This window comes from Zobellia nedashkovskayae (assembly GCF_015330125.1).
GTDB classification, from domain to species: Bacteria; Bacteroidota; Bacteroidia; order Flavobacteriales; family Flavobacteriaceae; genus Zobellia; species Zobellia nedashkovskayae.
Genome location: NZ_JADDXR010000002.1, coordinates 1,918,362 through 1,938,725, shown reverse-complemented (window position 1 = coordinate 1,938,725; position 20,364 = coordinate 1,918,362). Strand labels below are relative to the sequence as shown.

Below are 20,364 nucleotides of genomic sequence, written 5' to 3'. Positions count from 1 at the left end.
AATGAAAATAAATCAGAAAATTGGCAAGTTAGCACTAGGTGTTTTATTGTCACTCTTATCATATAATTCAAGTTTCGGTCAGCAAACTGCTGTTTTTCCGGAATACAATTTCAACCCGTTTGTAATCAATTCCGCCTACGCAGGTTTATTACCAAATACTGAAGTTACAATAACAAATACAGGTTTCAGTTCCTTTGAGGGCAGTCCCAAAAATTTTAGTCTTAGTTTTCATTCTCCCTTTAGTGTAGGAAGACAAGAAGGCAAGATAGGAATTGGCGCAGGTTTAATTAGGGATGAAATTGGAGTTACAACTTCTACCAGTGCTTTCATGGCCTATTCATATAAAATATTCTTTGATTTTGAAGACGATCGCCCCTATTGGCAAATTTACCAACCAGGCACTTTGTCTTTTGGTATAACAGCAGGGGTTCAAAAATATCAAGATAATTTGTTAGAACTAGGTATTGCAGACGACCCAAATTTTAGCCAAAATATTAACGCAACCATACCAACTATTGGCATTGGATTTCTATTTAATCACGCACGCTTTTATGCCGGAGTTTCATCACCAAATGTATTAGGAGACCGTTTAGCATCAAATGACGACCTAAAACTCGAAAGCCCCATATATGGTTATTTCGGTTATCGTTTTTATAATAATCGTTTTGAAGATTTTATGCTAAAACCGAGTATTCTACTTAAAACTGAAAAAGGTGCCCCCTTACAAGTAGACACAAACATTTCTATAAGTTTTAAAAACCGCTTTGAACTAGGTGCAGGATATCGAAGCAATTCATCCGTAAACTTATTAGCAGGCCTCTATCTTATTAAAAACTTTCGTTTAATATACCATTACAATATGGCATTAAAAGATTCACCAGTTGGTAACACGCACGGTATTATGCTTAGTTATCGCTTTGGCAAAGGATATCAATCCAACTAAAAGTCAATGAAAATAAAATCTAGCTTACTAAACTCCGAAAGGAGCTTTTATTTAATCATACCCAAATTAACCACTTCTTGTTCTGTTAAGTAACGCCAGTGTCCTCTAGGCAAATCTTTTTTGGTAAGACCTGCATAAACTACGCGATCTAATTTTACGATTTCATAACCCAATGTTTCAAAGATACGTTGTACGATATTGGTTCGTGTACTGAAGATTTCCATACCCACTTGGTTTTTGGGTGCTTTATCTACAAAACTAACGTCCTGTACCTTAATTACGTTTTCATCTACCAAAATACCTTCTTGAATCTTTTTCAAGTCGGCACTACGTAAAGGCTTGCTTAGTTCAATATGAAATATCTTTCTAAGACCGTTTTTAGGGCTGTTAAGACGTTTAGTTAAGTCACCATCATTGGTGAACAACAAAAGCCCTGTAGTATCTTTACTCAATTTACCAACTGGTAGAAGTTCCGTTTTAGTTGCTTTGGAAATTAAACCCAGAGCGGTACGTCTACCGTGCTCGTTACGAGCTGCAGTTGTGAAGTCTTTTGGTTTGTTAAGTAAAACGTATTCTTTCTTTATAGGATTCAGCAAACGACCGTCAAATTTAACCTGATCGGTAAGCTTCACTTTATAACCCATTTCAATTACAGGCTTTCCGTTTACGGTAACACTACCTGCGGAAATATAGATATCAGCTTCTCTACGTGAACAAACACCTGAATTAGCCACATACTTGTTCAAGCGAATCAAGTTGGGATCTGATGGTTTCTTAGGTTGCTGTTGTTCTGTATTCTTCTTTACAGGTGAATTTCCTCGCGCGTAACTTTTCTTGCGAAAAGTACCACCTTGCCTGCCTGAAGCTCTCTTATCATCGTTGGAATCTGATCTACCCATGTCTATAATTTATGCAAAGGTAACTTTAATCTTTGAACTCTACAGTAGATTGTCGTTCCCTATTTACGGTAAGCTTAGTAACATCTGGTCTTGAATAGTGCCCAACGGGATCAAAATTCTGACGTTCCTCGTAAACCCTGTTAAAATCTAGGTTATGATACAGTATTCCTTCTCTATCTAACACAGGCTCAACCAACCACTCACCATCCGGACCGGCAATACATGAACCACCATTAGCCATAACAGCAGGTGCTTTTTTCAAAATTTCGGCTAAATGTGGTGTGGTTTTAGGAAAATCTTCTGTTTTCATCAATGAAGAAACTGAAATTACAAAGCTCCGAGATTCACGTGCAATAAAACGGGTAATATCTCTTGTATTGTGATCACTACCTGGCCAAACGGCAATATGTAAATTTTCCCCTAAACCGTAAAGCGCGGTTCTTGGTAAGGGCATCCAATTCTCCCAACAATTTAGTCCACCAACGGTGAATTCTTTTAGCGGATGAACTTGAAGTCCGTTTCCATCACCTGGTGACCAAGTCAGGCGTTCGTCATAAGTGGGTTGTAGCTTACGGTGCACCGATTTAATTTCTCCGCTTGCATCAATATATACCAAAGAGCAATACAAACTATGCCCTCCCCTATTCTGAGCTCTTTCTATAATGCCCAAATAAATCGCAATCTTATTTTCTTTAGCCAATTTACACACTGAGTCCAATTCACCTAATTCAATTTGAATTGCGTTACGAGCGTAGTGAGCATGTAATTCTTTATTAACCTTCGTATCCCATGCAGCGCCATCCGTCAATGCCAACCAGAATGGGTAACCGGGTAAAAGGGCTTCTCCAAAAACAACAAGCTCCGCTTTTTCATTTGCAGCTTCCTGAATGGTGGCCTCTATCTTTTTAAGTGTTGCCCCTTTATCTATCCAAACCGGCGAAATCTGCGCCAAGGCCACTTTTAATATATTCTCCATTATAAAATTCTATTTAAAACCAAGCCTACATCTATCAACAAAATGCTAAAAACCCCTACGATAATAATTAGTTTAAGAATGTTGTGTAACCAGACGTACTCTTTTTTTGATTTCGATTTAAAAAGTAAAACCAGAAATAGAATAAGAAGGACCACACTTGCCATAAAGTAGTAATTCATATATCCCACATCAAACCTAAGTATTAACAAAAGCGAAGGAATCAACGTTAATACAATTAATATGGAAATGAGAATTTTTGATACTCTACCACCGTATAAAATGGGTATGGTCTTATAATTCTGCACTAAATCTCCTTTTAGATTTTCTAGGTCCTTTATCATCTCGCGCGCCAGTATCAGAAGAAACAAGAACATGGCATGAACGAATATTACATTTTCAAAATTTTTGTAATACACAAAGACGGCAAAAAACGGTGCAATTGCCAAAGTTGCCGAAACAAAATTCCCAATAAACGGTAAACGTTTTAGCTTATGTGAGTAAATCCAAATACCAAAAATATAGGCCGAAAAGAAAAACACTGCTTTAAACGATACGTAGCTAGCTGCAATGACCGCTAAAAAATTGAGAATAAAGTATGTGGTAAGTTTAAACTGTTGCCCTACGAAGCGATCAATCATACTCTTCCTGGGCTTGTTTATCAGATCTTTTTCTGCATCATAAAAATTATTGATGATATAACCGCTTGCGATAACCAAAGCTGAAGAAACCACGATAATGAAAAGATTAAGATCAAAAACGACCTCTCTTACCGGTAGCTGGTGAGCCAAAATATAGATGGACGCCAGATATTGCGCCAAAACAACCATTAGAATATTGTAGCCGCGAACAACAGAAAAAAGACTGAATACCTTTAACAGTAAAAGTCTATTTTTTCTACCAAACATGTATATGAGATTTTAGAAGTTGTAAACCACTTCCAAATTGTAGTCTTTCAGCGCTTTTTTAGCTTTATCCAAGTCTTCTGCAAAACCTAGAATGTAGCCACCACCACCAGAACCACAAAGTTTTAGATAGTAATCATTGGTTTCAATACCATTTTTCCATAAATCATGGAACTTTACAGGTATCATAGGTTTAAAATTATCAAGTACTACGTGAGATAATTGTTTTAGGTTACCGAAAAGTGATTTTACGTTACCACTAACAAAGTCTTCTACGCAAGCATCCGTATGTTTAATGAACTGGTCCTTAAGCATGTTACGGAAACCCTCTTGCTTCATTTTCTCCATGAAAATCTGAACCATAGGAGCAGTTTCACCAGTAGAACCACTATCTAACAAGAATACCGCACCTTTACCTTCTGGGTTTTGGGTTGGGATACTGGTAGACTCTATATTATCTTTTGAATTGATAAGAATAGGAATACTTAAATAGCTATTTAAAGGATCAAGACCTGAAGATTTTCCGTGAAAAAAAGACTCCATTTTACCGAAAATCTCTTTTAGTGTCAATAATTTCTCTCGGGTCAAGTTCTCTAGAACTGTAATTTTATCTTGTGCATACTTATCGTAAATAGCTGCTACAAGGGCACCACTACTACCAACACCGTAACCTTGCGGAATAGAACTATCAAAGTACATACCACCGGTAACGTCTGCTTTCAAAGCATCAAAATCAAAAGAAACTAAATCAGGGCTATTTTTATGTAATTTCTCTAGATAACCTACAAATTCACGAAGGCTAGCATTGGATTTCATGGCAGTTTCAGACGGATTTTCATCGGTCTTTAAAGCTCCCTTGAAAAAGTTATACGGAATAGAAAGACCTTTAGAGTCTTTAATAATTCCATATTCTCCAAAGAGAAGTATTTTTGAATAAAATAACGGTCCTTTCATTATCTAGTTGATTAGATATGGCGCAAAAATACAAAATATACCATTGATGGTTATACAATTCTGCTCCACAACACGATTAACGCTACAATTTTATCTATTAAAGCCCTTAACCCTGCTGTAATAAGTCGGAATTAAGAGGTAATTCTTACTCGACACTAGCTCAATTGGTTATCAGCTTCTTATAAAGATATGCTATATATACGTTTTTTCAAGCGCTACGGATCAAAACGGCATATTCTTCTTGAAGCATTAACGGTGTTCATTGCGTTTAATTATGAAGTTTCTAGTTTATTTTTTGTGCGCCCTTTCCTACATGGTCGTTTATAAATTGTCTGTTTTGGCAAAATTGAGCCAATTCATCTTTAATGAACCGCTCTACCTCTACTTTTTCGTTTTCAGGATAGAGCACATGAACGTTCGCCCCAGCATCTAGGGTAAAGCAAACATGGGTTTTAGAAGTTTCTCTGAATGCCCATATTTTATTGATGATTTCAAGTGTATTTGGTTTCATAAGAATAAAATAGGGCCGGCTGGTCATCATTATAGCATGAAGCGTTAATGCCTCACTTTCTACGATTCCTATAAATTCATCAATATCTCCTGTTTCAAAAATGGATTGCAGTTTTGACAGGTTTTCATGCGCCTGATTAAAACGTTGATCCGCAAAAGGGTGACCGTGCATAAGGTCATGTCCTACCGTACTGCTAACTTGCTTTTGACCTTTATCAACCAAAAGAATGGTATCACAATAGTTTTGAAAAATAGGATGCACTTTATGAGGATATTCTACTCCATACAAATCAGAACTTGAATCAATTTCAGCATGTTCACCCCATTGCACCAAACTACCTTTTATACTACGAGCCGCACTGCCGGAACCTAATCGTGCTAAAAAGGAAGCTTTCTGATTGAAAAACTCCGTAGTCATAGTCGGATTTAAGTTTCGCTCTATCTCCATAAGACAAAGTGCCAACGCACTCATACCAGATGCCGAAGAAGCAATACCGCTACTGTGCGGAAATGAATTAGAAGTTTCAATCTCAAAATGATATTCCTTTAAAAAAGGAAGGTATTGGTAAATCCGTTCAAAAAAGGTCTTTATTTTTGGTTTGAACCCTTCTTCCTTTTTTCCATCTAATGCAACATCAAATGAAAAAATAGCACTTGGCGTATCTAATTTTGTATACGAAAGTGTAGTTACAGTGGCACATTCACTTAACGTAAAACTGATGGATGGATTGGCAGGAATCTGATTTTCTTTCTTCCCCCAATATTTCACCAAAGCAATATTGCTTGGAGATTTGTAAGTCATTTTTCCAGATGAAACGGACTTTGTGTAAGGAGAAGGAATAAATTCTTTTTCGGTCATCGCGAAATATTTTGTGCAAAGATAGTTTTTACCAAGATTGTGATGGCAGTCAATAGAATAAATCACTATTTTAGGGGTAAACACTAATCATTTTGAAAAAGAAAGCCCTTTATATAGCATACGCCGTAAGTATTTGCCTGGCCATTGGCTTTCTGTCTAGTTTTGCGACACAAAGCTCAGTAAACGATTGGTTCACTACGCTTAACAAACCTAGTTTTAACCCTCCCAGCTGGCTGTTCGCTCCTGTTTGGACGGTTCTTTATATTATGATGGGCGTAGCCGCAGGCATTGTTTGGGCAAAGGGTCTTCATCACCTTTGGGTGCAAACAGCGCTTTATCATTTTGGGTTTCAATTGATGCTCAATGCCTCTTGGAGCCTAGTTTTCTTTGGATTAAAAGAACCGTTTTTGGCACTTTTAATAATTATTACCCTAGTCATTGTTTTATCCATTACCATAAAAAGGTTCAAAGTAGTGAGTACAACCGCTGCATGGTTGTTAGTGCCCTACCTGTTATGGGTTTGTTTTGCTACGGCTCTAAACTATAAGCTTTGGGAACTGAACTACTAATTATTTTAAGAAGACATGTCTAGCAACTTTACCATCGTATTATAATTGCGTGTTGTGGCTTCTACTTTCAGTTTTCTTTCAATAAGGTTATTATTCAATTTTGCTTTTCCGTAGCCTATTTTACAAAGTAAATAAACGCAATCATCGGTTATTTTAAAATCCTCAGTGGCATACTTTTCTGAATGAAACGCCTTTACAAGTTCTCTTTCTGCTGGATTTTTCAGCAATACAAAATACACTTGTTTCTTCTTAATGGCATCTGAATCCGTATAAGGGTTGCTTTTGAAAATTACCTCAAGTTCAGTTTTGGTCTTCACAAGAACAGGTACTTCAAAGCCAAAGGCACTTTTGATATTTTCTTTGATTGAAGCTTCTAAAATGGCTGTCTTATCTTCTTTACTTTGAAAAACCACATTACCACTTTGAATATAGGTCTTTACGCTGTTAAGCCCCATATCCGTTAACATGGCCCGTAAGTCAGCCATGGGTATTTTGTTTTTACCACTAACATTTATTCCCCTTAAAAGGGCTATATATGTTTTCATCTAAAAGCTTTTTGCAATTGCTTGAGCAGCAATATAACCACCGGTCCATGCATTTTGAAAATTGAACCCTCCCGTTATAGCATCTACGTCTATAATCTCTCCGGCAAAATACATACCCGGTAACTTTTTACTCTCGTAAGTCTTGAAATTAACCTCTTTTAAATCAATACCGCCAGCCGTTACAAACTCTTCCTTAAACGTACTCTTACCATCAATTTTAAGTTGGCATTCCGTAAGTTGCCTTGCTAATTTTTCTAATTGATTCTTGGTAACATCTGCCCACTTATCAGTTTCTGAAATATCGGAAGCCCTTACAAGATTTGTCCACAAACGGCGAGGTACTTCTACCGCTTTGGTCCGTAGCACCGTTTTTTTAGCCTCTATATCCTTGATTTCCATTAACAGTCCAAAGAGACCGTCAAAGCTATATTCGGGCAACCAATTCACACGAATTTTAAATCGGTATTCCATTCCGCTTAGCAATCGTGCTCCCCATGCAGATAACTTTAAAATTGCCGGCCCGCTCAAACCCCAATGGGTAATAAGCAGTGGCCCATCTGAAGTTAGCACAGCAGATTTAGAACTATTACTCTTTAATTTTGTGGTTACTTTTGATTGGTATATTTGGTTCTCGAACACCTCAACTTCTGCCATAGTACTTACGCCGGGTATCCCAGAAATCCTTTCATCTTTGCAATTAAAAGTAAACAATGAAGGTACAGCAGGCACCAATGAATGACCCAACTTCTCTAAGAGCTTCCATATTTTGGGGTTGCTACCCGTAGCTACTACCACTTTTTTACATTGGTACGCATGTTTTATTGTTGTAATCTGCCAACCTGTTTCCGTGTCTTCTAAAGGAATAGACTCAATTTTAGAAACCGCACTATGCTTTAGTATTTTTATGCCCAAGCGGTTTGCTTCCTCCAAAAAACAATCAATTATAGTCTGGGAAGAATCCGATTCAGGAAACATACGGCCGTCCGGTTCAATTTTTAGGGTTATTCCTCTTTCCTCAAAGAAACCGACTGTATCACCACTACAATAGGTATGAAAAGGACCTAAAAGTTCCTTTTCTCCTCTGGGATAGTTTTTAGTTAATTCTTTGGGATCAAATTCTGCGTGGGTTACGTTACAACGGCCTCCGCCAGAAACTTTTACCTTACCTAGAACATCTTTACCGCGTTCTAGAATTGCTATTTTAAGATTCGGCTTTGCCTCTGCAATATGAATTGCTGTATAAAACCCTGCTGCTCCACCACCTATTATTATGACATCAAACATTAATTTACGCGTTCAGGATAATTGGTAATGATACCGTCTACACCAAATCTCTTCATATGTAGAATATCTTGTGGTTCGTTCACTGTCCAAGGATAAATTTTAAAACCTGCTTCCTTTATTTTCAGGTTGTTCTCTGCTGTAAGTTTTTTAAAACTTGGATTGATAGCTTCTGCATTTAACTCTTTACCAACTTCTAGCGCATCTAGTGGGTCTTCCTCAATTAGGATAGCAATACGAACATCTGGATTTAGCTTGCGCATGTCTCGCAATTCATCCCATTCAAAACTGGAAATGATAATATCGTTTAACCTCCACTTTCCTTCTTTCACATCGGCTTCAATCATTCTATTTACATCCGTTGCCGTGTTTCTTCCTTTCAACTCAATATTCAATTGCGTCTTTCCTCCCATGACATCCAAAACTTCCTGAAGCGTTGGAATTTTATGTCCACCTTTAACCGTCAAAGCTGTCAATTCGCTAAGGGTGTAGCTTTCTATTTCACCTTTTCCATCCGTCAAACGCTCTACGTTGTCATCATGAAAAACTACAATTTCTCCGCTTTTAATTTTAAAAACATCGATTTCTAGCATATCTACACTCAATTCCATAGCCTTTTCAATAGAGGCGATAGTGTTTTCGGTTTCATGCCCCATGGCACCACGGTGACCAATTACTAGGGGTTTATTATTCTCCATACAACTTGATACTACTAAAACACAAAAGATAGTCAGAATATACAACTTACTCATGACAAACTATTTTACGACGAAAATAAAAGACTCAAGTGGATTTATATCGATTCGCACTTGAGCAAAACCATTTTCTACTTTCAAAGTTTTCTCAACCCCATAAAGTGCATCGGTTATAGTATGTTCTCCATTAGACAATTGCCATTCACGAACGATGTTTTCAGGAAGCTTCAATTCAAAACCGAACCAGTCATTCGCATCAAAATTAGAGATAACGATTAATTTCTCATTTTCGGACCAACGTACATAAGAAAGCACATGATGGTTATAATATTCCGTATGGTCTTTATTATAAAAATGAATGTCTTGATAAGCTCCCATTAATGCTTCACTATTGACCGTAAAAGTCAATAAACGCTGATAGAAATCACGTAATTCAGCTTCATTTTCAGAAAGCTGACCGCCGTCAAATTTCTTATTATTTAACCACCGTTGATGATGTGGAACACCTATATAATCAAAAATAGAGGTACGGGTAGGACCTCCAAAACCAGCTTTTTCTGCTGCCGGCTCACCCACTTCCTGACCAAAATAAATCATAACCGGAGCAGTAGTCATCGTTGCAGAAACCACCATAGCAGGTTTTCCCTTTTTGGCATCACCAGCAAAATCTGGGGAAGCAATACGCTGCTCATCATGATTTTCCAAGAAATGTAACAAGTGATGTTCAATATCTTTTGTCCCACCTTTTATTACCGGTATATGATCGGTCCAGCCATTGCCTTGCATGATACCTTTTAAAGAATCGTACATCTCTACCTTGTCATATAGGTAGTCCATTTTACCTCTAAAAATATAATTACGGTATTCATGAGGGTTGTACACCTCAGCCATTAAAAAGGCCTCGGGATTTTTCATTTTAATATTAGAGTTCATATAACTCCAAAATTCTACCGGTACCATTTCGGCCATATCGTAACGGAATCCATCTACCCCCATATCAATCCAATAAAGGGCTATATCTTTAAATTTTATCCAGGAATTGGGAACAGAACGTTCTTGCCAAAATTCATAATGAGCTTTATAGTCCTTTCCTCCAAAATCATCTGGGAGTACTTCAAAATCATACGAGCCATCCGGTCTTACACCGTAATTTATTTTTACGGTTTCGTACCAATCGTTAAAATCCGGTTTTGCCAAACGCGACCCATTCCCTGTCCACTTTGCGGGGTTTTCAGAAAATTCATGGTCTACGCCTTCGTGATTCTCTCCTCCTAACGGCAAATAACCACCACGCCATTCAGGAACCTGAAAAGGAGTGTTAGGAATGTAATAGAAATTATTATCTCGATTGTATTCTACCGATGTATCATCAGAGGCCCCAAAAGGCTCCGTACCTTCAGGTGTAGACCCACCCTCATACTTGCGTGCCACATGATTTGGCACGATATCAATAATCAATTTAAGACCTGCTTTATGCGTGCGGCTAATTAAGTTTTTAAACTCTTTTAACCTGTTTTCTGGATTCTTCGCCAAATCAGGATTTACATTATAATAGTCCTTTACGGCGTAGGGCGAACCTGCTCTACCCTTTACAACATCTGGGTCGTCATTGGAAATACCGTATGCCGTGTAATCGTTTATTACAGCATGATGAGGCACACCGGTATACCATATATGAGTAACACCCAAGTTTTTTATTTCCTCTAAGGCTTTCTTTGAAAAATCCGCAAACTTTCCTACTCCGTTCTCCCCAATAGTACCCCAAGGTTTATTAGTTGTGTTTGTATTACCAAACAATCTTGTAAAAACGTGGTATACGACCTTCTTTTTATTTTGATCCATGTTTTAAACTACTTTAACCTTGTTGGGTTCCAAAACAATTCGCTCTCCTTTTAAGCGAATTGACATATCTTCTTGACCATTCAATAGAAGCTCTGTACTATCTTTTTTCACGGTTACTTTAAGAATGCGACCTCTAAAGTTGATTTTAAATGAATAGGCTTTCCATTGTTCCGGTATTTTTGGCTCAAAAGAAAGTTTATCATCTACAACTCTCATTCCCCCAAAACCTTCAACAATACTCATCCAAGTACCTGCCATAGATGTGATGTGCAAGCCTTCTTCTACCTCCCTGTTATAATCATCCAAATCTAATCTAGACGTTCTAAGATAGAAAGTGTAGGCCTGTTGCATGCGATTAAGCTTTGCAGCTTGAATACTATGCACGCACGGCGATAATGATGATTCGTGAACCGTAAAAGGTTCATAAAAATCGAAATGCTTTTCTAGCTCCTCTTCTGAAAAGTGGTCTTCAAAGAAATAGAAGCATTGAAGTACATCTGCTTGCTTAATATATGGCGAACGCAAAATACGGTCCCAACTCCATTTTTGATTGATAGGTCTTTGTGCCTTTGGAAGTTCACTAACCGTAACCAATTGCTTATCTAAAAAACCATCTTGCTGCAAAAAGACACCCTTATCTTCTGAATAAGGAAAGTACATATTGTCAGCTACCTTTGCCCATTGACCAACCTCTGCATCGGTAAGTTTAGTTTTACCGATAATGCGATTATAATCTTCATTATATCCGTCATCTACTTTCTGCAGTTGCTCTATGGCAAAATCAATACACCACTTGGCCAAATAGTTCGTATAATAGTTATTGTTAACGTTGTTTTCATATTCATTGGGCCCTGTTACACCCAAGATCACATATTTATTTTTAAGGGCCGAGAAGTTGGCTCTTTGATGCCAGAAACGAGCAATACCAATAAGAACTTCAAGACCCATTTCAGGAATATATGAGTAGTCTCCCGTAAAACGATAGTAGTTATAAATAGCGAAAGCTATAGCTCCGTTACGGTGTATTTCTTCAAAAGTAATTTCCCATTCATTATGACACTCCTCACCATTCATAGTTACCATTGGATAAAGGGCCGCACCGTTAGAAAAGCCTAATTTCTGAGCATTTTCGATAGCCTTTTCCAGATGATTATATCTATATTTTAATAAACTACGAGCAACATTTTGGTCCTTAGTAGCCATGTAAAAAGGAATACAATAGGCTTCAGTATCCCAATAGGTGCTACCGCCATACTTCTCCCCTGTAAAACCTTTTGGACCTATATTTAAATGGGAATCTTTACCTAGATAGGTTTGGTTAAGCTGAAAAATATTAAACCGAATACCTTGCTGCGCTTTTATATCGCCCTCAATGGTGATGTCACTCATCTCCCATATTTTGGCCCAAGCCTGTTTTTGTTTATCCAACAGCGCTTCAAACCCTAAATTGAAAGCTTTAGTTAATGACTTTTTAGAAGCTTCTACCAATGCGGAAGCTTTATGATTCCGAGAAACCACATATCCTCCAAATTTATGAAGTGCCAAAGTTTCACCTTTCTTAATCGCTTTTACATATTCGTGTGCAACACGTAATTCTGCAATTTGTTCCACTGGTTTACTATCCAATGCATTACCATTAAGAAACAACCTGCTTTCCATAAAAGTGCAGGTCTCAAAATTGGTTTTCATGGTATGCGCTTCAATAAAAGCTTGATTAGCTTCTGAAGTAACGGAAGTGGTGTTCCAGAACTTATCGTCCCAGTTAGAATCTTCATTGGTAATACCACTATCTAGGTAAGGAACAAATTTTATTTCTGCATCACCGCTCTCAGCTGTAATCTCATAATTGATTGCTCCTACCTCATCTAAATCAAGAGATAAAAATCGGGTTACTTTTACTGAAATTTTTGCTTCATTTGGTAAAACAGCAGTAAAAATACGTTGGTACCAGCCTTCTTTCATATTAAGCTCCCGGCTGAATCTTTCTACTTTTTTACAAGTATTCAAATCCAGAACCTCTCCATCTATATAAATATCAACACCAATCCAATTAGGTGCGTTTAAAACCTTTGCAAAATACTCTGGATAGCCATTTTTCCACCAGCCAACACGTGTTTTATCAGGATAATAAACCCCAGCTATATAACTCCCCTGAAAAGTTTCACCTGAATACTGTTCTTCAAAATTGGCACGTTGCCCCATGGCGCCGTTACCAATACTGAAAATACTTTCGGATGACTTGACCAATTCCTTATCAAATCCCTCTTCGATTATTGACCAAGGGTCTGCTTTTATATACTCTTGCATTTCATTTAAAATTTAGGGTAAAACAGTTAGCTAACTTAAACTTACTCAGAAATTAAGTCTGAAAGGAACTCAATACTCATTTCGGAAAAATCCTTAAAATTGTACTTGGCTTCTGAAAGAATATCTGGATGCCCAATACCTATACTCAACATTTTAGCATTATTTGCTGCTTGTATTCCCGCTACTGCATCCTCAAAAACAAGACATTTTTCAGGTGCTGTTTTCAATTTTCTAGCGGCAATTAAAAATACTTCTGGGTCTGGCTTTGCTTTTGTCACATCATTACCGTCTACAATGGCATCAAAATAAGACAATAGGTGTACTTTTTCTAGAATAGGTCTCGCATTTTTACTAGCCGAACCTAAAGCAATAGGAATATTTCTTTCCTTTAGAAAATTGAGAACCTTTGGCACATCCGGAAGAATTTCCGACTCATCCATCTTTTCTATATATTCTAGATAGTCCTCATTTTTCTCAATCATCCACTTATCAAATTGTTCTTGGGTTGCCGTAATGCCTCCGATGTCCAATAGAATCTCTAGACATCTTTTACGGCTTACCCCCTTAAACAGTTCATTTTGCTCTTTTGTAAATTCAAAACCAAGCTCATTGGCCAGTTTTCTCCAAGCTAAATAATGATATTTTGCGGTATCCACAATAACACCGTCCAAGTCAAATATAAATGCTGATATACTCATATAATTTCCACTTATTAAATTCTAAATAGGTTAACCGTTACGAATTGAATCTAGTACAATATCAAACCTGTCTTCACTCTATTTGTTTATGGTTGACCCTCGTTCTATAAGAGTCGCCTCAATAATTTCAGTGCTATACACTTCCTCTTCGTGAAAACCAATTTCAGTTTCAAGTTTTTCTACCAGCATTTTAGCTGCAATCTCTCCCATTCGCTCCCCATGTTGTGCAACGGTAGTTAACGTAGGTGTTGAATATCTAGATAACAGGCCATCTGTGAAACCGATTACCGAAATATCTTCCGGAACCCTTAAACCCTTCTTTTGCGACATGGCCATTAAAAGAACAGCAAAGATTTCGTTCACACAAAGCGCACCATCAAATCCTACATTTTTTACAAAGTCTTCTATATAGGACTCCTCAATACCTTTAAATGGCAAAACCAAGGTTAGTTTTTCATCATAATCTATATCATGGTCTTTCAATGCTCTTTTATAGCCTTCCGCCCTCTTTTCACTTACATTAAAATAGCTTTCCGTAGTAACCAGTGCAATTCTTTTTCTGCCTTCGGCTATCATTTTTGTAGTTGCCTCATAAGCAATTTGCTCGTCGTTCATTACTACTTTGTCGCATTCAATTTCATCTATTACTCGATCAAATAAAACCAATGGAAAACCTTGTTCCATCACTTCTTTTAAATGGCTGAAATCATTCTTTTGTTGCGTTTCGGCAGAAACGGACATTATAAAACCGTCAATACTTCCATTCGCTAAAAGCTCCATATTGAACACTTCTTTTTCATAAGACTCGTCAGAAACACATACCACCACATTATAACCATGTTCATTGGCATATTTCTCAATACCCCTAAAAACAGTCGTAAAAAAATGATGAACAATATCCGGAATGACGACTCCTATATTTTTAGTCCTTCTATTTTTAAGGCTAAGGGCTATATTATTAGGCCTATAATTGTAAAGTTTGGCAAAGGCTTGTACCTTTTGTTTGGTGTCCGTACTTATCTCATCGCTGTCTTTTAACGATTTTGAAACCGTAGAGATAGACACGCCTAATTCTCGTGCAATTTGTTTTAGAGTAATCTTTCGCTTCAAATCTTATGACTTTTGGGTAGTGAAATTAAACTTTAATATGGGCAAATGATAACCTTCTATAATTTTTAACAATCTTAACTATTCATCATCAGATTTCGACCATTTTTCAATTGGAAAGAAATCTGTATATTTGGAATTAGATACCGTCTCCCCATTTTCAGCCACATTTTTTATTGATTCAATATTAATTCGATATAATTTTTAATAGTATCGAATTTTATGAAAGTTATTAACACGAAACCGTTTTCGTAGTTTTAGCTTGTGGCAATTAGCAGGTATTAACATCGATTTTGTATACATTTAACATTATATTATAATTTAACTCAACTTAAAACAATTCATTTATGAAGATTATGCTACTAAAAAACCTGGTTATGGTTGCGGCTTTTCTAAGCTTTGGCATAGCACAGGCTCAGGATGTATCGGGAACCGTTTCCGACGCCAGTGGCCCTTTGCCGGGAGCAAGTGTTGTTATTAAAGGCACAACTACTGGAGCACAAACGGATTTTGATGGGAACTACGCAATAAGCGGCGTGCCCGAAGATGCTACATTAATATTTAGCTACATTGGCTATGCTTCTCAAGAAGTACCGGTTAATGGTCAATCTACACTTAACATTACCTTACAAGAAGACGCTCAAGCTTTGGATGAGGTTGTTATTATAGGTTATGGCTCAACTACTATAAAGGATGCTACGGGATCAGTTACCGCAGTAAAGGCCGAAGATTTCAACGGAGGTGTTATAGCGTCTCCTGAACAACTAATACAAGGTAAAAGTGCTGGGGTACAGATTTCACAATCAAGTGGAGAACCTGGAGCTGGCGTTAATATTCGTATTAGAGGAGCAAATTCAATTCGTTCTAACAACAATCCATTATTTGTAGTTGATGGTGTTCCGCTTTCAGGGGAATCCACTACTCCAAGCGGTGGAGATATTGTTAACGGAGGAAATGCAACAAAAAACCCTCTAAGCTTTATAAACCCTAGTGATATTGAAAGTATCTCTATATTGAAAGATGCTTCTGCAACAGCAATCTACGGATCAAGGGGTGCAAATGGTGTGGTTATCGTAACCACTAAAAGTGGAAAAGCAGGTGCAGGAGGAAACTGGGAATTCAACTCAACATTTAGTGTTTCTTCACCAGCAGACGAATACGACTTGTTTGATGGACCTGAATTTATTTCTAGATCAGCAAGCTTACGATCTCAAGAAATTGCAGACGGCTTAGATTTTGGACAAAATACAGATTGGCAGGATTACATTACTAGAAATACTGCTTCTCAGAACCAAAACTTAGCTTATAGCAATAACTACGGTAGTGGAAACGTAAGAGCTACTTTTTCTTATGGAAAGCAATTTGGTGTAATTCAAAAATCTTCACAAGAAAGAATTACAGGTAGAGTAAACATAGCTCAAAGATTTTTAGATGATAAATTAAGAATTAATTTTCAATCTACCCTTTCTAGAGTAAATGATGAAGCTCCGCCAATTAGTGGTGCTTCAGGATCAAGTGGAAACTTAATTGGTGCAGCTTATGCAGCTAACCCAACTTGGCCTTCAAGTAGTACATTTAGTATAGATGGAAATCTTGTAAATCCAGCAAACTACTTAGCCAACTGGCAATCGGAAACGCATACTGATAGGTTTTTAACCAACCTTTCGGCGGAATATGACCTTACAGAAGAACTTACCGCAAAGATATCAGTTGGTTATGACAGATCAGATGCGCAAGCAATTACAGTCATATCTCCGGGAGTAAGAAATTTTGATAGAGTTGTTGATAATGGTCAAGCAGCATTCAACACGCTAGAAGCCACCAGCAAATTGTTGGAAGCTACTTTGAATTACAAAAAAGAGTTTACAAACTCATCAATAGATGCTATTGTAGGTTTCACTTTTCAAGATTTTCAGAGACAAGGTATAAACTCTCAAGGCTGGGGAACATCCCTTAACAACCTTGATAGAATAGGTCAAGAGTTAAAGCAATCTATATATGACTTACGTTATTCTATAAATACTCCTTACCAACAGTTTGGGTATGATGCCGATGACAGTTTCGTAAACTCGCTAAACCCTTTTAATGATGCTGGCACTTTAGGAACAAAATCAAATTCTTTTCGATCAGCATGGGGTGATGCTTTTGATAATACGGATGAGTTGCAGTCGTTTTTCGGTAGAATCAACTACTCTTTGAACAGCAAATATTTATTTACCGTAACACTTAGAGCTGATGGTTCTTCAAGATTTGGTACGAACAACAAATACGGCTACTTCCCTTCTGGTGCATTTGCATGGCAATTAGGTGATGAAGACTTCATTGGGGATGCATTCTCTACTCTTAAACTTAGAGTAAGTGCTGGTTCAACAGGTAATCAAGAAGGTTTAGGTTACGCCAACTATCTAAAAAGAGTTCGTTATAGCAAACCTACTATAGATAATGACGGCAGTATAAACAGACCCGGTACAGAAACGGTTGCTGTACAAAATTCAGATTTAAAATGGGAATCTACTACAGATTACAACTTAGGTATAGATTTTGGATTTGCAGATGACCGTTTTAATGGATCAATAGATTTATATAGAAGAGAGACTAAGGATTTATTATTTAGACAGCCTGCGGCGGCACCAGCTTTTGACCCTTTTAAATTTACTAACTTAGAAGATGGTACTTTAATAAACCAAGGTGTTGAGCTTGGTCTAAATTACGATTTCATCCAATCGGATGATGTTACCTTTTCTACATCTTTCAATATAGCCTACAATGACAACACCGTAGAAGGATTAAAAGGAGCTACTGCAGATTTTGGTGTATTGAACGGTCCTGGGCTTACAGGTGCATTTGCACAACGTCTTGGTGAAGGAAGATCGCTTTTTTCATACTACATGGCTACTTATTCTGAAGATGCAGATGGTAATCCAAATTTCAATGCAGATGACAAGGATTTTGTAGATGAAGATGCTGTACCGGATATTACTACAGGTTTAGCACTAAATTTGACAGTCAAAAACTGGGATGTATCAGCATTTTTTACAGGACAATTCGGATTCTCTGTATATAATAATACAGCAAATGCATTCTTAAACGCTGCAGCTTTTCAAACCTCTAGAAATGTAACTCCAGAAGCTCTTGAGCTTCAATCATCAGAAGTTTCTACACTATATTTAGAAAAAGGTGATTTCGTTCGTATGCAAAATGCGAGTATTGGGTACAATGTACCACTAAGTGGAAAAGGAGCTCTAAACAGCCTAAGATTATCACTTACCGGTCAAAACTTATTTTTGATTACCGATTATAGTGGCTTAGACCCAGAAGTTTCATCATCGACTTCTTCAGATGGGGATTTTACAGGAGGAATACCGAGTCAAGGTATAGATTATACTTCTTTCCCAAGACCTCGAACATTCACCTTAGGAATAAATGCTAGATTCTAAATTAAAAAAAAAGAGCAATGATAAAATATATTAAAAATACATCGAAGATTCTGATACTTCCGGCCTTGGCCCTATCAGTACTATCCTCATGTAGCGACCTTGAGGTTGAAGAAACGGACTCTTTATTGGTTACCAATTTTGAGGGAATACAAACCGCGGAAGAAGCTGCAAGTTCTGTTACTGCTATGTACAACCAGATTAATGGATACATTGGTGACCAAGCTAACTTATTTGCTTTGAGCGAAGTGACCACCGACGAACTTTTAGTTCCTACTAGAGGTTCTGACTGGGGAGACAACGGAATTTGGAGACAATTACACCAACACACTTGGACACCTGACCATCAGTATATTACAACCGTTTGGAATCAATGGAACGAGCTACAACTTACTGCTAGTGAAGTGCTAGATTCTAGATCAGCTTCATCTGAAGCATCAAGAGCTGATGCCGCATTCCTTAGAGCTTTGGGTATGTATGTAATTTTAGATAATTACGGTCAAGTTCCTTATAGAGATACAACTGCAGACCCATTAGACGATCCTGCTGTTTTAACAGGTAACGAAGCTGTTGATTTTATAGTAGCAGATTTAGAGACAGCTATTTCAACACTACCTGCGACCGCCCCAGATGGCGAAACCGTAGCAGCTTCTAAATCAGCTGCCAGATACTTATTAGCAAAGGTTCTATTAAACAAACATATATTCAATGGCACAAGAACAGCTGAAGCCGCAGACATGAATAGAATAGTTTCTTTAGTAGATGAAATTAGCGGTGATGGTTTTGGATTGGTCGCTGGATATTTTGACATATTTAAAGCAGACACAGACCAAGAAACTATTTTTTGGGTAAAGACTTCTGTTGGTAATAGAATCTGGAACGGTCTTCACTACAACCTTACAACACCTGATCAAGCCGGTGGATGGAATGGCTTTAGTACTTTAGCTGAATTTTATGATATATTTGAAGGTGACGCAAATTCTAACTTAGAAGGTGGTGACCAAGAAGAAAGAAGAGGCTTTGTTCCTTCAGCTGGAAAACCTGCTGGAATTGATGGAACTACCGATAAAGATGCAGACGGTCTAGCTGATGGATCTAATATTGGTTTTGGCTTCTTAATAGGCCAGCAGTTTGCTCCTAATGGAGACGAACTTACGGACAGAGGCACATCTCCTTTAAACTTTACAAGAGATTTCACTAATTCAACTAACGGCGAAAAAAGTTTAATTGAAAATAGCGAAGTAACCGGTATTCGCGTAATAAAGTATCACCCACAATATGGTGAATTTGCTGAGCATGAAATATTTTTCAGATACTCTGATGCCCATTTAATGAAAGCAGAAGCTATCATGCGTAGTGGTGGAGACCCAACAGTTTTGGTTAACGAACTACGTGTTTTGAGAGGAGCTGATCCTTTGGCTGCAGTTACCGAGCAAGACTTATTAGACGAAAGAGGTAGAGAGCTGTATGCTGAATTTTGGAGAAGAAATGATATGATTAGATTTGGTCAATATACTAAAGACTGGGAGTTTAAAGATCCTTCTGCTATAGGCGACACCAACAAACAATTGTTTCCTATACCTGCAACACAAATTATATTGAACCCTAACCTAGTTCAGAACCCAGGTTACTAGAAATTAAATTTAAGTGTTTAAAACAGCCCTGACATTAACTTGTCAGGGCTGTTTTTTTGATTACAGTATGAACACTTATCTCTAACCGTATGCATAGGGAATGACACAATACTGTGCCCACAGTGGATGCCGCTTTTCCGTTTTTGGTTAAGTGTCAAGTCTATTGAGTTTTACCATAGCCTCTTAGTTATAAAACAACGTGATACCAA

16 protein-coding genes are annotated in these 20,364 nt (G+C 37.5%); 4 read left to right on the top strand and 12 right to left on the bottom strand.

Going from position 1 to position 20,364, the window contains the following annotated elements; translation table 11 throughout:
* The first annotated feature begins 1 nt into the window (after position 1).
* Positions 2 to 943 carry a PorP/SprF family type IX secretion system membrane protein gene (locus IWB64_RS08170; protein ID WP_194533548.1) on the top strand — a complete coding sequence of 314 codons (942 nt, stop codon included), beginning with the start codon at positions 2 to 4 and terminating at the stop codon, positions 941 to 943.
* Positions 944 to 990: 47 nt separating this feature from the next.
* Here the strand turns inward: IWB64_RS08170 and IWB64_RS08165 are convergent, their stop codons facing one another.
* The 5 genes from IWB64_RS08165 to IWB64_RS08145 form a co-directional block, all read right to left on the bottom strand.
* Positions 991 to 1,842, bottom strand: a complete 852-nt coding sequence (locus IWB64_RS08165; RefSeq protein WP_194533547.1) for a pseudouridine synthase — start codon at positions 1,840 to 1,842, stop codon at positions 991 to 993.
* 25 nt (positions 1,843 to 1,867) lie between these two features.
* Positions 1,868 to 2,818 (bottom strand): carbon-nitrogen hydrolase family protein, encoded by a 951-nt coding sequence (locus IWB64_RS08160; RefSeq protein WP_194533546.1) that lies wholly within the window; start codon positions 2,816 to 2,818, stop codon positions 1,868 to 1,870.
* Positions 2,818 to 3,723, bottom strand: a complete 906-nt coding sequence (locus IWB64_RS08155; protein ID WP_194533545.1) for a geranylgeranylglycerol-phosphate geranylgeranyltransferase — start codon at positions 3,721 to 3,723, stop codon at positions 2,818 to 2,820. The genes IWB64_RS08160 and IWB64_RS08155 overlap by 1 nt, the downstream gene beginning before the upstream one ends.
* Positions 3,724 to 3,735: 12 nt before the next feature.
* On the bottom strand, positions 3,736 to 4,674 hold the full coding sequence (locus IWB64_RS08150) for a mevalonate kinase family protein (protein ID WP_194533544.1): 939 nt from the start codon (positions 4,672 to 4,674) through the stop codon (positions 3,736 to 3,738).
* A gap of 283 nt (positions 4,675 to 4,957) precedes the next feature.
* Positions 4,958 to 6,043: a diphosphomevalonate/mevalonate 3,5-bisphosphate decarboxylase family protein gene (locus IWB64_RS08145; RefSeq protein WP_194533543.1), complete on the bottom strand. Its 1,086-nt coding sequence runs from the start codon at positions 6,041 to 6,043 to the stop codon at positions 4,958 to 4,960.
* Positions 6,044 to 6,135: 92 nt separating this feature from the next.
* On the opposite strand from IWB64_RS08145, the gene IWB64_RS08140 reads away from it, so the two are divergent.
* A complete protein-coding gene (locus IWB64_RS08140) occupies positions 6,136 to 6,612 on the top strand; it encodes a TspO/MBR family protein (protein ID WP_194533542.1) in 477 nt (158 codons plus the stop codon).
* A gap of 5 nt (positions 6,613 to 6,617) precedes the next feature.
* Here IWB64_RS08140 and IWB64_RS08135 read toward each other — a convergent pair whose 3' ends face one another.
* From IWB64_RS08135 to IWB64_RS08105, 7 genes are all read right to left on the bottom strand, one after another.
* The gene (locus IWB64_RS08135; RefSeq protein ID WP_194533541.1) at positions 6,618 to 7,157 is read right to left on the bottom strand and encodes a DUF1697 domain-containing protein; all 540 of its coding nucleotides are present in this window, start codon (positions 7,155 to 7,157) and stop codon (positions 6,618 to 6,620) included.
* Positions 7,158 to 8,441, bottom strand: a complete 1,284-nt coding sequence (locus IWB64_RS08130) for a BaiN/RdsA family NAD(P)/FAD-dependent oxidoreductase (RefSeq protein WP_194533540.1) — start codon at positions 8,439 to 8,441, stop codon at positions 7,158 to 7,160.
* Positions 8,441 to 9,190, bottom strand: coding sequence for a glycerophosphodiester phosphodiesterase (locus tag IWB64_RS08125; protein WP_194533539.1), 750 nt, complete (start codon positions 9,188 to 9,190; stop codon positions 8,441 to 8,443). Before IWB64_RS08125 ends, IWB64_RS08130 begins: the two co-directional genes overlap by 1 nt.
* Before the next feature lie 6 nt (positions 9,191 to 9,196).
* Complete coding sequence (locus IWB64_RS08120; RefSeq protein WP_194533538.1) at positions 9,197 to 10,975, bottom strand: alpha-amylase family protein; 1,779 nt, start codon at positions 10,973 to 10,975, stop codon at positions 9,197 to 9,199.
* A 3-nt stretch (positions 10,976 to 10,978) separates the two neighbouring features.
* A complete protein-coding gene (locus tag IWB64_RS08115; RefSeq protein WP_194533537.1) occupies positions 10,979 to 13,282 on the bottom strand; it encodes a glycoside hydrolase family 65 protein in 2,304 nt (767 codons plus the stop codon).
* Positions 13,283 to 13,323: 41 nt separating this feature from the next.
* The gene (gene pgmB, locus IWB64_RS08110) at positions 13,324 to 13,980 is read right to left on the bottom strand and encodes a beta-phosphoglucomutase (RefSeq protein WP_194533536.1); all 657 of its coding nucleotides are present in this window, start codon (positions 13,978 to 13,980) and stop codon (positions 13,324 to 13,326) included.
* Between the two features lie 78 nt (positions 13,981 to 14,058).
* Positions 14,059 to 15,090 carry a LacI family DNA-binding transcriptional regulator gene (locus IWB64_RS08105; protein ID WP_194533535.1) on the bottom strand — a complete coding sequence of 344 codons (1,032 nt, stop codon included), beginning with the start codon at positions 15,088 to 15,090 and terminating at the stop codon, positions 14,059 to 14,061.
* 344 nt (positions 15,091 to 15,434) lie between these two features.
* On the opposite strand from IWB64_RS08105, the gene IWB64_RS08100 reads away from it, so the two are divergent.
* Positions 15,435 to 18,524, top strand: a complete 3,090-nt coding sequence (locus IWB64_RS08100) for a SusC/RagA family TonB-linked outer membrane protein (protein ID WP_194533534.1) — start codon at positions 15,435 to 15,437, stop codon at positions 18,522 to 18,524.
* Between the two features lie 17 nt (positions 18,525 to 18,541).
* On the top strand, positions 18,542 to 20,155 hold the full coding sequence (locus IWB64_RS08095; protein WP_194533533.1) for a RagB/SusD family nutrient uptake outer membrane protein: 1,614 nt from the start codon (positions 18,542 to 18,544) through the stop codon (positions 20,153 to 20,155).
* The last annotated feature ends 209 nt before the right edge of the window (positions 20,156 to 20,364 follow it).